This is a genomic window from Lentzea kristufekii, assembly GCF_033949925.1.
Taxonomy (GTDB): Bacteria; Actinomycetota; Actinomycetes; order Mycobacteriales; family Pseudonocardiaceae; genus Lentzea; species Lentzea kristufekii.
On record NZ_JAXAVV010000003.1, the window covers coordinates 165,313 to 177,987 of the forward strand.

At 67.4% G+C, this 12,675-nt stretch carries 11 protein-coding genes and 1 pseudogene; 4 read left to right on the top strand and 8 right to left on the bottom strand.

Going from position 1 to position 12,675, the window contains the following annotated elements:
* Positions 1-146: 146 nt before the first annotated feature.
* Together SK571_RS07650 and SK571_RS07655 are read right to left on the bottom strand one after the other, a co-directional pair.
* Positions 147-446, bottom strand: coding sequence for a hypothetical protein (locus SK571_RS07650; protein WP_319983316.1), 300 nt, complete (start codon positions 444-446; stop codon positions 147-149).
* A gap of 92 nt (positions 447-538) precedes the next feature.
* The gene (locus SK571_RS07655) at positions 539-955 is read right to left on the bottom strand and encodes a hypothetical protein (protein WP_319983317.1); all 417 of its coding nucleotides are present in this window, start codon (positions 953-955) and stop codon (positions 539-541) included.
* A gap of 117 nt (positions 956-1,072) precedes the next feature.
* Here SK571_RS07655 and SK571_RS07660 point away from each other — a divergent pair, with 117 nt between their 5' ends.
* Complete coding sequence (locus SK571_RS07660; protein WP_319983318.1) at positions 1,073-1,435, top strand: hypothetical protein; 363 nt, start codon at positions 1,073-1,075, stop codon at positions 1,433-1,435.
* Here the strand turns inward: SK571_RS07660 and SK571_RS07665 are convergent.
* Positions 1,395-2,903 (bottom strand): sodium:solute symporter family protein, encoded by a 1,509-nt coding sequence (locus SK571_RS07665; RefSeq protein WP_319983319.1) that lies wholly within the window; start codon positions 2,901-2,903, stop codon positions 1,395-1,397. The two genes, SK571_RS07660 and SK571_RS07665, sit on opposite strands and share 41 nt — an antisense overlap.
* Positions 2,904-3,145: 242 nt before the next feature.
* On the opposite strand from SK571_RS07665, the gene SK571_RS07670 reads away from it, so the two are divergent.
* Positions 3,146-3,784: a response regulator transcription factor gene (locus SK571_RS07670; protein ID WP_319983320.1), complete on the top strand. Its 639-nt coding sequence runs from the start codon at positions 3,146-3,148 to the stop codon at positions 3,782-3,784.
* A gap of 239 nt (positions 3,785-4,023) precedes the next feature.
* A complete protein-coding gene (locus SK571_RS07675) occupies positions 4,024-5,859 on the top strand; it encodes an acyl-CoA dehydrogenase (RefSeq protein WP_319983321.1) in 1,836 nt (611 codons plus the stop codon).
* A gap of 67 nt (positions 5,860-5,926) precedes the next feature.
* On the opposite strand, the pseudogene SK571_RS07680 reads toward SK571_RS07675, so the two are convergent.
* Positions 5,927-6,958: pseudogene (locus SK571_RS07680) on the bottom strand (Cmx/CmrA family chloramphenicol efflux MFS transporter); the annotation flags it as partial.
* Between the two features lie 172 nt (positions 6,959-7,130).
* On the opposite strand from SK571_RS07680, the gene SK571_RS07685 reads away from it, so the two are divergent.
* Positions 7,131-7,577 (top strand): hypothetical protein, encoded by a 447-nt coding sequence (locus SK571_RS07685; RefSeq protein WP_319983323.1) that lies wholly within the window; start codon positions 7,131-7,133, stop codon positions 7,575-7,577.
* Here SK571_RS07685 and SK571_RS07690 read toward each other — a convergent pair.
* The 4 genes from SK571_RS07690 to SK571_RS07705 all read right to left on the bottom strand — a co-directional run bounded on the left by SK571_RS07690 (position 7,567) and on the right by SK571_RS07705 (position 12,662).
* Entirely contained in the window at positions 7,567-8,358 is a 792-nt protein-coding gene (locus SK571_RS07690) for a DUF1206 domain-containing protein (RefSeq protein ID WP_319983324.1), read from the bottom strand. The two genes, SK571_RS07685 and SK571_RS07690, sit on opposite strands and share 11 nt — an antisense overlap.
* Before the next feature lie 46 nt (positions 8,359-8,404).
* Positions 8,405-10,189: a VanW family protein gene (locus SK571_RS07695; protein WP_406601959.1), complete on the bottom strand. Its 1,785-nt coding sequence runs from the start codon at positions 10,187-10,189 to the stop codon at positions 8,405-8,407.
* 283 nt (positions 10,190-10,472) lie between these two features.
* The gene (locus tag SK571_RS07700) at positions 10,473-10,766 is read right to left on the bottom strand and encodes a GroES family chaperonin (RefSeq protein ID WP_084401587.1); all 294 of its coding nucleotides are present in this window, start codon (positions 10,764-10,766) and stop codon (positions 10,473-10,475) included.
* 36 nt (positions 10,767-10,802) lie between these two features.
* Positions 10,803-12,662 (bottom strand): NHL domain-containing thioredoxin family protein, encoded by a 1,860-nt coding sequence (locus tag SK571_RS07705; protein ID WP_319983326.1) that lies wholly within the window; start codon positions 12,660-12,662, stop codon positions 10,803-10,805.
* Between the last annotated feature and the right edge of the window lie 13 nt (positions 12,663-12,675).

Consider the following 12,675-nt stretch of genomic DNA (forward strand, 5'->3'; position numbering starts at 1 on the left):
CGCGGCCTGCCGTGTTCGTGGCGTGCTCACCCGCGGCCGCCGTCCCTCCGAGGAGAGAGTCACGGTGTTGCGGTCTCCGGTGATGACCATGCTCTTCGTGACGCGTCCGGCGACAGACCTGTCCAGACGCGAGGAACGATCCTCCGTCATCGCTGGACTTGGTTCCCGTCACCGGTGATGACCGTGGAGCCCTCGAACGTCCCGATCGCCGACCTGCTCACGTCGCCACCGGACTCGGGCAGGCCCGGCTGGGGCCGTGTCTGAGCGCGGGACAGCCACAAGCCCACTCCCGCCGCCACTGCGGTGAGCAGGGCGACAGCGACCCAGGCCCACGGTTCCGTCTTCCACTCGGTCGCCAAGTTGATCACGACCGCCATGGCCGAGCCCACCACGGCCACCGCCGCGGTCGGCACGATCACCCGACCTCCGGATCTGCTTCCGGTCACCTGCTCACCTCCGAGGCGGCAAGTATCTTCGGGGCGAAACGGTCTGTTCCGGACTTCTCCGCCCCGTCACCCGATCGAGTTAATCTCGACGATCAGTCGACCGGTAGGCCCCACGGCCGGCGGTCGAGCTCCACCCAGCCGCCACCGCGTGCGAGCGCAGCGCGCACACCGGCCACGTGCTCAGCGAACGACGCCAAGTCCCCGTGCAGCAGTTCGGCGCGCTCGACGTCCAACGGGTGGGTGTCGTCGTGCCACAGGTCGACCGCGAACGAAGCGACGAACGACATCGACTGCAGGAGTTGCAGCAGAGCCACAGACGGCCGCGCAGTCTCCGTGAGGTAGGAGAGCCGGATCTCCTCGCACACGGCCAGCAACGACCGCACCTGACGGATGGCGTCGGCCGGCGTGCCGTCCCACGACGGGTCCGGCCACACGCGGTCGCTCAGCTCCAGCCAGAGCCGCCAGCCCGTGGCGAGTTCCGCGTCGTCTGCAGGAGACCACTTACCCATGCATCCACTGTGCATGTGGGAGCAGGAAGAGTCTCGTGACGATGACGCACGCCACGGCAACCGATGCGCCACACATACGTCCTGTAGCGCATGACGCGTTCCTGGCAAGGGCAAAGCGTGAAGAGCCTCGCACGAGGGCTCGCTCTGGGCGTGGTCCTCACGATGCTCGCCCTCCCCGCGCTCAAGTACGAGATCGCCGATCACGCCAACCTGCTGACGCGCGTGCTGGCGTACGGCTTCCTGCTCGTGCCCGTCGCGGTCGTCACGGTGCTGAGGAGCGAGTACCCGGTCACGCACACGACCGGGCTGGTCGCGGGTGCGACGGTGGTGCTGGCGAGCACGGCGCAGACCTACACCGGAACACCGATGCCCTACGTGTGGCTCGCGGCGGCGACCCTGTTCGGGTGCGCCGCCGCGAGGATCATGAGGAACGAACGGCTTACGCCTTCACCCGCGCCGGCTCAGGCTCGTCGGAGTTGAGCGAGTCGAGCAGGACGTCGCGCTCGGTGGAGGGCTCCTTCTTCAGGAAACCGATCGACAGGTAGAGCACCAGCGAGAGCAGCAGCGGCCACGACACGAGCACGCCCTTGGTGACCCAGGCCGCCTTGTTCATCTGCTCGATGTACAGGAACGCCCACATCCCCAGGCCGCCGACCACCGAGGCGATCGCCGCCGTCGAACCGACCTTGCGGAACCACGGCAGCAGGCCGAGCATCAGCGGGATCGCGATCGGGCCCATCGTGGCGGCGACCAGGTCGACCACCACCTTGAGCACGAAGCCCTGGCCTCCGGACGCGATGGCGATGATCATGCTGACGCCGATGAAGGTGAACGTCGTGATGCGGGCCAGCTTCAACTGGTTGTCCGCCGAGAACGTCTTCACCTTCTTCCAGAGGTGGGGCAGCATGTCGCGGTTGATGACCGCGGCGATGACGTTCGCGTCCGACGACACCATGGCCATGGTGTGGGAGAAGAAGCCCGCCAGGACCAGGCCGATCATGCCGGCGGGCAGCATCTCCTTGCCCATCTCGATGTACGCGTTCTCCGCCTGCGCTCCTTGGAGACCCGGGACGATCAGCGGCGCGGCCCACATCGGCAAGAACAGCACGAGCGGCCACACGAGCCACAGCGCGGACGAGAGCAGCGCGGACCGCTTGGCCGCGAAGCCGGACGGCGCGGCCATGTAGCGCTGCGCCAGGTTCCACATGCCGCCGTTGTACTCGAGCGTCTTGATGAGGAAGAGCGCCATCAGGAACGTCGAGGTGTACGGGCCCGCCAGCGGGTCGCTGTGGCTGTCCGGGAGCTTGTCCCAGATCGTCACGGGGAAGTCCCAGCCGAGGGTGCCGGCGACGGCGAACAACATCGCGAAGCCCGCGGCGGCCTGGATGATGAACTGACCGAAGTCGGTGAGCGCGTCGGCCCAGAGGCCGCCGAGCACGGAGTAGATCATCGTGACCAGGCCGATGATGATGATGCCCCAGGTGATCGGGACACCTGCGAAGCCGCGGAGCAGGATCGAGACGGCCGCCCACTTGGCGGCGATGTCGACGACCTTGAGCAACGCGCCCGCGTAGGCCATGACCTGCTGGGTGGGCACGTTGTAGCGCTTCGCCAGGTACTCGAGCGGCGACTTGACGTCGTGCTTCGCGCGCAGCCGGTTCCAGCGCGGCGCGAAGAGGAACGCACCGATGCCGACGCCGATGCCGATGGTCAGTGACCACCACACGTAGACGGTGAGTCCGAGCCGGTACGCCTCAGAGGCGAACGCGACGAACATGACCGCGCTGTAGCCCGACATGTGGTGCGAGATGCCGGACAACCACCACGGCATCTTGCCGCCTGCCGTGAAGAAGTCGGCGATGTTGTGGACTCGCCCGCGCGACCAGAGCCCGATCCCGACCATCACGAAGAAATAGCCGACAACCACGATCCAATCGAGGGTGCCCATGTGACCTCCTTGCGTGCACACACGTGTGCCCGCGAGAGCACCAGGCCTCATGGCGGCGGAACCTGGCACATCCGCACGGGATATGTGACGTAGGTCTTACGAGACTGTTGCGGTGGGATGGAAGACCTTCGGCCGTCTTGAATCACATTCGTGATCCTTGTTCATACACATGAACCGACTATTCCGCGTCACACGTCCGAGGGAACGACGTCTCTCCTCCAGAAGCACGAACGGAGGTGCTGATGCTCCCGCCCGGCCGGCCTGCCCCCGGCGTCGCGCTGATCGATCCCGTGCCGCTCTACCGCGAAGGCCTGTCCGCCCTGATCAGACGGACTCCCGGCCTGCGCTGGCTCGGTTCGACCGGCGATCCGCACGCTGCCGTTCGCCTGCATGAACAACTGCGTCCCGACGTGCTGCTCATCGACTCCGTGCTCGACCCGGTCGGCCACCTGACCCGGCTGCTGGCCGAACGCGACCCGGCTCTGCTGGTCATCGGACTGGTCCGCGACGCGCATTCGCACGCGAACTACGTGACGTCCGCGTTAGAAGCAGGGGTCCGCGGGGTCGTGCCGCGCAGTGCCGAGTCCGGCCAGATCGTGCGGGTGATCGCCGAGACGGTCCGCTCGCGCGGTTTTGTGCACCCCGACCTGCGACCGAAGGAACGACCGACGCTGACCAGGCGCGAGTACGAGGTGCTCACGCTGATCGCGGACGGCCTGGAGAACCAGCAGGTCGCGAACGAGCTGATCGTGTCCGTGGAGACCGTGCGGACCCACGTCAAAGGCATCCTGCGCAAGCTCAGCGCACGCGACCGAACGCACGCGGTGTCGCTCGCCTATCGGTCGGGCCTGCTGATCGGCTGTCCGGCCGTGTTCGAGTAGCCCGAACACCCAGCCCGACCCAGCTTCGCGAGCAGACGAACCCAGCGCTGCCGAAAATTGGCCCCCCGCGCCTGCGGCACGCGTCTGACCGGCCCTCATGCCCGATTCAGGTCACTCGGAGGACTGTCTGCTTCGCCACCAGTGGGTGGTCGGCCTTGCCGGGGTTACTGTCGAGTAATACTCTGTTGTTACCGGTCAGTAGGCGACCCCGCCGCGACCCTGAGGAGTGAGCTGACGAGATGGGCCACTACAAGAGCAACGTCCGGGATCTCGAGTTCAACCTGTTCGAGGTCTTCAACGTGCAGGACCACCTCGGCAAGGGGCCGTTCGAGCAGTCCGACGAGGACACTGCGCGCAGCGTGCTGGCCGAGGTGAAGAACCTCGCGGAGGGTGTCCTCGGGGACTCCTTCGTGGACGCCGACCGCAACCCGCCGGTGTTCGACCCGGCGACGCACTCGGCGACCCTGCCGGAGTCGCTGAAGAAGTCGTACCAGGCGGTGTGGGACGGCGAGTGGTACCGCCTGTTCCTGCCGAACGAGCTGGGCGGTTTCGGCACCCCGCCGTCGGTCACGTGGGCCGCTTCCGAGCTGCTGCTCGGTGCGAACCCGGCCGTCTACATGTACCTGGCGGGTCCGAGCTTCGCGACGGTCGTCTACAACAACGGCACTGAGCGCGACAAGCAGTGGGCTCAGCTGATGATCGACCGCGGCTGGGGCGCCACCATGGTGCTGACCGAGCCGGACGCCGGTTCCGACGTCGGTGCCGGTCGCACCAAGGCCTTCAAGCAGGAGGACGGCTCCTGGCACATCGAGGGCGTGAAGCGGTTCATCACGTCCGCGGACCAGGACCTGACCGAGAACATCATGCACATGGTGCTCGCGCGTCCCGAGGGCGAAGGCATCGAGGCGAAGCCCGGCACCAAGGGCCTGTCGCTGTTCCTGGTGCCGAAGTTCCACTTCGACCCGGAGTCCGGTGAGCTGGGCGAGCGCAACGGCGCCTTCGTCACCAACGTCGAGCACAAGATGGGCCTCAAGGCGTCCACCACGTGCGAGCTGACCTTCGGCCAGCACGGCGTGCCCGCCAAGGGCTGGCTGCTCGGCGAGGTGCACGACGGCATCGCGCAGATGTTCGACGTCATCGAGTACGCCCGCATGATGGTCGGCACCAAGGCCATCGCGACGCTGTCGACCGGCTACCTGAACGCGCTGTCCTACGCCAAGGAGCGCGTGCAGAGCGCCGACCTGACGCGCATGACGGACAAGACCGCGCCGCGCGTCACCATCACCAACCACCCGGACGTCCGCCGCAGCCTGATGCTGCAGAAGGCGTACGCCGAGGGCCTGCGCGCCGTGTACCTGTACACCGCGACGCTGCAGGACAAGGTGATGCTCGGCGGCGACGACGCCAAGCTCGCGGCCAAGGTCAACGACCTGCTGCTGCCGATCGTCAAGGGCGTCGGCTCGGAGCGCGCGTACGAGCAGCTGGCGCAGTCGCTGCAGACGCTGGGCGGCTCGGGCTTCCTGCAGGAGTACCCGATCGAGCAGTACATCCGCGACGCGAAGATCGACTCGCTGTACGAGGGCACCACGGCCATCCAGTCGCTGGACTTCTTCTTCCGGAAGATCATCCGCGACAAGGGTCAGGCGCTCACGTTCATCAACGGCGAGATCCAGAAGTTCCTCGACAACGAGGGCGGCAACGGTCGCCTGAAGGAGGAGCGGGCGCTGCTCAAGCAGGGTCTCGAAGACCTGCAGGGCATGCTCGGCGCGCTGGTCGGGTTCCTGACCACCTCGCAGGAGGACGTCCGCAACCTCTACAAGGTCGGCCAGAACTCGGTCCGCCTGCTGATGACCGCGGGCGACGTCCTCGTCGGCTGGCTGCTGCTGCGCCAGGCCGAGGTCGCGCTGGAGAAGCTCGGTGGCACGCCGTCCGCCAAGGACAAGGCGTTCTACGAGGGCAAGATCGCGGTGGCGTCGTTCTTCGCCAAGACCGTGCTGCCGGAGCTCACCGCCCGTCGCAAGATCGCGGAGTCCACGGACAACGCGCTGATGGACATCGACGAGAGCGTTTTCTGAGCGTCTCGACGGACTACGGGTCCTCGCACCTCCTGCCTGAGGTGCGAGGACCCGTTTTTCATTGCGCCGCGAAGAGGAGCGGACCGGCCACGGCGCCGATGTTGAGGGCGGCGGTCGCGTACGAGCCGCCCATCGCCGGCGCTCCTGCCGCGTGGTGCAACACCCTCGCGATCAACGTGCTGCCCACCGCGAACGACAGCACGCCGAGCACGAAGACCAACGGCAGCAACACGACCGGCTCACGGCCGAGCACGTCGAGGCTGAACCACCCGGCGAGCACCAGCACTCCGCCGATCGCGACGACCGGGCGTGCCGCGAAGCCGGACAGGCGTCCACCGATGTCGACCCCGGCGAACGAACCGGCGCCGAACAGCACCAGCACGACCGGAACCCACCACTCACCCAGCCCGGCGACGTCGGTGACGACCGGGGCCAGGAACGTGAAGTGGCCGAAGGTCACCGCGTTCACCAGCACCGCGAGCACGATCACCAGCACCAGCCGCGGTTTCCGCAGCTCCGTCAACTCGCGTCGCAACGCGACGGTGGTGTGCTGCCGCCGGGACGGAATCCCTTTCAGGACACCGGCCGCGGCCGGCACGCAGAGCACCGCGACGGCCAGGAACGTGGCGCGCCAACCGAGTGCGGTGCCGAGCAGCGATCCTCCCGGCACACCGGCGATCATGGCCACCGTCGTGCCGGACAGCAGCACGGCGAGCGCCCGTCCACGTTGTCGCGGCGGCACCGATGCCGTGGCGGTCGTCAGCGCCACGGCGAGGAAACCCGCGTTCGCGAGCGCGGCTACCACCCTGGTCACGAGCAACACGGCGAAGCTCTCGGTGACGGCCCCGATCAGGTGTGCCGTGAGGAAGACAGCGACGAACGCGAACAGACTGAGCCTCGGTGGCCAGTTGCGGGCGAGTGCGGCCATCAGCGGTGCGCCGACGACCATTCCTGCCGCGAAGGCCGAGGTGAGCGTGCCGGCGGTGCCCACGGACACGTGGAAGTCGGCGGCGACGGCGGGCAAGAGCCCGGAGAGCATGAATTCAGACGTGCCCATGGCGAACACGGCCAGGGCGAGCAGGTACAGCGAAAAAGGCACGGAGGAGCTCCGAGGAACGAGGGGTTTACCGGGGCTGACGGCTAGACCGCAGACCCGACCCTGGATGCCTCAGGACTCGACATGACCGGCACGGTAGCGCGATCACCTCACACGATGCAGCTTGATTTCGTTGTCAGTTGACAGTCCCTCGTTCGGAATCAAAGATTGGCCGGTGTTCCTGTACCTGCTGATGCTGTGCGCGGTCGTCGGCGTCGTGGCGCTCGCGACGATCGTCCTGCGACGCCTGAAGAACCGGCAGGTGCGCCAGGACGAGCTGTGGTCCGGGTACGAGCAGCACATGAACGCGCTGCGCGAGGTGTCGCCGGAAGCGGAGCTGGCGAGGGTCGCGCAGGTGTACCAACGGGCGAAGAGCGGCACCAAAGCCGTGATCGCGTGGGAGCGCACCGGGGTCGAGCAGGACTCGTGGTTCGAGGGGATGAACCCGAGTCCCGGCGACCTCCTGCTGCTGCGCGGCAGTCCAGGCTGGGGGCCGGACTCCGCCAGCCCCAACGTCCTCTACGTGGCGCCGGGACAGGTCCTGTCGTCGATGACGGTGGAGGCGCAGGCGGCCGCGGCCCGGCATCGACACAGGCTCGCGGCCACCGCCGTCACTCCTTGAGAGCGCGTGCCGCAGCGAAGCAGTACACGCCGAACGCGGCGATGCCGATCGCCACGGCGGACAGCAGGAACATGCCGTAAGGCTGTGCTGCCAACGTCTTCAGCGCCTTGTCCATGCCGCCGGACTGCTGGGGGTCCGCGTTGACCGCGGCGAGTCCGACGAGGACGCCGATCACGCCGTACGCGGTGCCCTTGCCGATCCAGCCGATCCTGCCGACCGGTTCGATCCACTTCGGAGCGCGGCTCATGTCGAGGTCCTTCTCGAAGGACTTCTTGATGCCCTTGTAGATGATCACGCCGGCGATGCAGAGGATGCCGATCGCCACGGCGCCGACGAGGAACTGGCCGGCGGGCAGGGCGAGCACCTGCGCCGTGAGTTCTTGCTGCTGCTGGCTCTGGTCACCGGAACCGCCCGAGCCCGTCGCGTACTTGAAGGCACCCAGCGCGATACCGGTCGCCGTGATGGCGCGGGCCGCGGAGCCGATGCGCTTGGAGATGCGCTTCCGCTTCTTGCCGATGTAGGTGTACCCGACGAAGGCGAGCAGCAGCTGCCACAGCGCGAAGCACACGAGCCCGATCGCGAGCGTCCACAGCAACCACGCGCCGCCCTGAGCGATGTCGCTCAGCGCGCCTTTCGAGTCGGCCTGTTCGGAACCACCGAACGCGACCTGGATCGCGAGCCACGCCACAAGGACGTGCACGACCCCGTACAGCACCATTCCAGCCCGTCCGAGCGTCTGGACGACGGGGTGTCTTCGCGCCTCTTGCGCAACAGTGGCCACGAACGGGTGACTACCCGCGCGTGGCCACTGTCAACCTGAAACTTGCTCAACCGCCGGGTGGCGGCTCACAGATGATCTTGAATTGCGGGTCGTAGCGAACCGTCCGCGACTCGCTGCGGGACTGGCCCGTGCGGCGGTCCGTGATCGTGCGGGTGTCCGTCACCGAGAAGCCCGGAGCGCCGTTGCTCGGCGAGCAACCGGCCTTGTTGACCTTCTTCTCCTGCGGCTGGGTGGGGTTGAAGTCACCACTGGTGGAGCCCGTGACGTCGTAGTTCTTGGTGCCCCAGAGCACGATCTTGATGGACCCCGGGGTCCAGATCGTCTGGATGGCGACGCCCGTGTCGTCCGGGTTCGTGAAGGCGATGTCGATCAGGCTGTTGCCCGCGCCGTCCATGAACACGGTGGCCTCGCGGCCCTTCGGGTACCGCGTGATCCAGTAGCTGTGCTCCTTGTGGCCCGCGTCCTTCATGCCCGCGTAGTAGTACGCGTTGTAGAGCGTGGTCGCGAACTGCGAGATGCCGCCACCGACCGCCATGCCGGGGATGCCGTTCTCGATGATGCCCGCCTCGACGTAGCCCTGCGCGGTACCGCGGGGGCCGGTGTGCTTGTTGAGGCTGAACGTCTCCTTGGGCTTCACGATCGCGCCGTTGACCTTCTCGGCCACGACCCGGATGTTGACGCCCGAGGCGGGAGCGAAGCCACCGGTCTGGAACTCGCCGATGACCTCCTTGATGCCCATCTTGTTCGCCTGCTCGGTGGTGACCTTCGCGGGCGTGTGCTTGTACTCGAACTTGACCTCGCGCGCGTCCGTCTTCTTCAGCGTGTCGAAGTAGGGCTGGAGGTTCTTGTCCCAGTCGAGGTCGAGGCCGTCCACCGACGGCTTGACGGTCGGCTTGCCGCCCTCGAAGACGATCTCGGCGTCCTTGCCCTGCTTGACCGTGTCCTTGAGCTGAGGCGTGGTGACCTCGGCGAGCTTGTCCTTGTTCGGCGTGACGTTCAGCGCGCCACCCTCACCGGGAGCGAAGGCCAGCGTGGCCCCGATCTGCTCCGGCGTGAGCGTCGCGTCCTTGCCCTCGCCCTTGATGACGACCGGACCGGACACCGCGGTCTTCACGACGTCGTTGAGCGCCTTCTCGACGCCCTCCTTGGTCGTCTTGACCGGGGTGAAGTCCATCGGGACCTCGACCGGGTTGCCGGACGCCCAGTTCGCGACGACCGCGCTCACGGCGTCCTCCGCCTTGAGCTTCTGGCCGTCGTGCGGCTCGACGGCGACGGGATTCGCGCCCTCGAACTTGATGGTGCCCTCGATCGGCTCGTGGTCGAGCTTGGGCCGCAGGGCCTCCAGCGCGCCGGAGACCTTCGCGTCGTCGGCCTTCGTCGCGACACCGACCTCGCGGCTGGTGAAGAACGAGGTGACGCGCGTGAACGGGCTGAGCGGCTGGCTGCCGGCACGTTCGATCGTGCTGTTCCAGTCGAGCTCCAGGCCCGCGGACTTCGGGTCGAGCTCGGACGTGACGTCGCCGGCCTTGAGCGCGACGGGCTTGTCCAGCCGCGGGCCGATCTCGTCGCGCAGCTTCTTCTCGGCCTCGTCGTGGCTCATGCCGCCGACGTCGACGCCCGCCACCGTCACGCCGCGCGGCACGTTGCCGCTGGAGACGAGGATGTCGAGGCCGTAGAGCAGGCCGAAGGCGCCGACCACGGCCGCGGCCACGATCAGCGCCTTCTTCTTCGTGTTCTTGGGCTTGGCCTCGTCCTCGCCCGGCTCGATCATCACGGGCCCGTAGACGCCGGAGTCCTCCGGCTGCGGCTCGGGCGGCGCCACCGGCCTCATGTACTCCGTGGCGTCCTCGCCGGCCGGGAAGCCGACACCGGGCACAGCCGCGGTGACGGTCGGCTCGTTCGAGTCCGGCTCCTCAGACGGCCACGCCTCGGTCGAGGCGTCCACCTGGACCGGAGCGATCTTGGTCGTCTGCTCCGAGGACGTGCCTCCGGGACCCACCGGAGGCATCGCTCTCGTCTTGTCAGCGTCGTACGGCACAGCTCTCCCCGTTGCCCTGTCTCTCCTGAGGTGGCATATGTGTGCAGCTATCAGGCGTCGATCACGAACCGGCGGCTCATAGGTACAGACCAGTACCGTGCTCGGTGAGCTCGGTCGCAACCGCGTGCAGATCGCGTTCCCTCATCACGAGATACGTGGTGCCGTGCACCTCGACCTCAAGCTGATCTTCCGGGTTGAACATCACCCGGTCACCGACCTTCACGTGGCGCACGCTGGTACCGACTCCGAACACATCACCCCACGCCAACCGCTTCGCCATCTGGGCCGTAGCGGGGATCACGATGCCTCCGCTGGAACGCCGCTCGCCGTCCTCGGGCGAGATGCGGACCATCACACGGTCGTACAGCATCTGGATCTCGAGCTTGACATCAGGCACCAGCAGAGTCTACGTGCCTTGACGACCTTCCTCGTCCATACCGCCCATCAGCAGCGGAAGACGGGTAGGTGCATCGGCAACAACTCGAACCGGCACCCCCCAGTCCTGCCTGGTCAGGCGGCACACCGGGTGTTCGTCGGCAGGATCGTCACTGCAACTGGCCGCCTGCGCTACGACGTGCAGAACGCCGTTCGTGACCTGATCGTTGATCCGCAACGCCCGTACCAGTTCGGTACCGACGCCCGCACCCTCGAGGATCAGCTCCGGGGGTGAGCTGGTGATCTCCAAGCGGGTGGAGGGGCCATACCTCTCGTCCAGCTTCGTCCCGGTCGGCGGAGTGAAGACCACCGCGAGCTCGAACTCGCCCGGCGCGATGTCGGTGGAGGGCCGCTTCACCTCGTGGGCCGCGCCGTCGATCTTCGTGGCGGCCGCCGCGAACCGTTCGAGCCGGTGAGCCGCGCTCGCCACGACGACGAGCTCACCGTCGACGAGGAGCGCGTCGGACGGCTCGGCGATATCCGTGGCGATCGTGGTCAGGGTGTTCGTCTCGGGGTCGAAACGCCTGATCGCGTTGTTGTAGGTGTCGCTGATGACGACCGAGTGGTCGCCGAGGACCGTGACGCCCAGCGGGTGCTGCAACAGGGCCTCGTCCGCGTCGCCGTCCTTGTGCCCGAACGCGAACAGCCCCTTGCCGACGACGGTGTGCACCTCGCCGTTCTCGAGGTAGCGCAGCGCGCTCGTCTCGGAGTCGACCATCCACAGCCGGTCACCGTCCACCGCGAGCCCGGACGTCTGCGCGAAGAAGGCCCCTTCGGCCGGTCCGTCGTTGATGCCCTCGACGGTGGTGCCGGCCAGCCTTCTGACGGTGTTGGTCCCGGGGTCGAAGAAGCTCAGCGTGTGGTTGCCGGCCATCGCGATCGCGACACCACCGTTCCACCACGCCACATCCCACGGGCTCGTCAGGTCGATCTTGTCGGCCGGCCCGTCGGTCTCCCCGTCGCGCCACTGCTCACCGGTGCCGGCGAGGGTCGTGACCTCGCCGGTCTCGAGGTTGAGAGTGCGGAGGAGGTGGTTGACCGTGTCGGCGACGACGACGTCGTTGGTGCCGGGAACCAGCGCGAGACCCGCCGGTTCGGAGAAGGTGGGGTTCAGCCCGTCCTGCCGGCCGCGCTCGCCGGTGCCGATGCGGCGGATGACGGTCTCACCGTCCGCTTCGAGCTCCACGATGCTGTGATGGGCGGAGTCGCTGACGAGGATCGTGCCGCTCGGCGTCACGATGGCCTTGGCGGGGAAGCGGAGCGTGGTGTTCTCCGGCTCCGGCGCCTGGTACGGACCTTGGCCGCGGTGCAGCGTGCCCTTCTCGTCGTGCTCCTCGACCAGCTCTCTGATGATGGTCCTGAGTGCCTCGACATGGCCTTCACCAGCGGCGACGTGCACGACGTAGCCCTCGGGGTCGACCAGGGTCAGCGTCGGCCACGCCTTCACGGCGTAGTTCTGCCAGGTGGTGAGCTCCGGGTCGTCCAGGACCGGGTGGTGCACCCCGTACCGCTCGACGGCGGCCTTGAGCGCCTCGGGGTCGGCCTCGTGCACGAACTTCGGCGAGTGCACGCCGATCGTGACGAGGACGTCCTCGAACTCCTTCTCCAGCGGGCGCAGCTCGTCGAGGACGTGCAGGCAGTTGATGCAGCAGAACGTCCAGAAGTCGAGCAGCACGATCTTGCCGCGCAGGTCCTTGAGGCTGACCGTGGCGTCACCGGTGTTCAGCCAGCCGCGTCCTACCAGCTCAGGGGCACGGACGCGGGCACGGCGCTTCACAGTCGTCACGGCCGTATCCAACACTGTGGACGGTCGTCCTGTTCCGGCGTCCATCAGGTGGACGGCT

What these genes read in the sequence shown, in the direction of transcription:
- SK571_RS07665 (WP_319983319.1), bottom strand. Translation starts at nt 2,903, where the DNA reads ATGGGCACCCTCGATTGGATCGTGGTTGTCGGCTATTTCTTCGTGATG.
- SK571_RS07705 (WP_319983326.1), bottom strand. Translation starts at nt 12,662, where the DNA reads ATGGACGCCGGAACAGGACGACCGTCCACAGTGTTGGATACGGCCGTG.
- SK571_RS07700 (WP_084401587.1), bottom strand. Translation starts at nt 10,766, where the DNA reads ATGCTGTACGACCGTGTGATGGTCCGCATCTCGCCCGAGGACGGCGAG.
- SK571_RS07695 (WP_406601959.1), bottom strand. Translation starts at nt 10,189, where the DNA reads ATGAGGCCGGTGGCGCCGCCCGAGCCGCAGCCGGAGGACTCCGGCGTC.
- SK571_RS07655 (WP_319983317.1), bottom strand. Translation starts at nt 955, where the DNA reads ATGGGTAAGTGGTCTCCTGCAGACGACGCGGAACTCGCCACGGGCTGG.
- SK571_RS07675 (WP_319983321.1), top strand. Translation starts at nt 4,024, where the DNA reads ATGGGCCACTACAAGAGCAACGTCCGGGATCTCGAGTTCAACCTGTTC.
- SK571_RS07670 (WP_319983320.1), top strand. Translation starts at nt 3,146, where the DNA reads ATGCTCCCGCCCGGCCGGCCTGCCCCCGGCGTCGCGCTGATCGATCCC.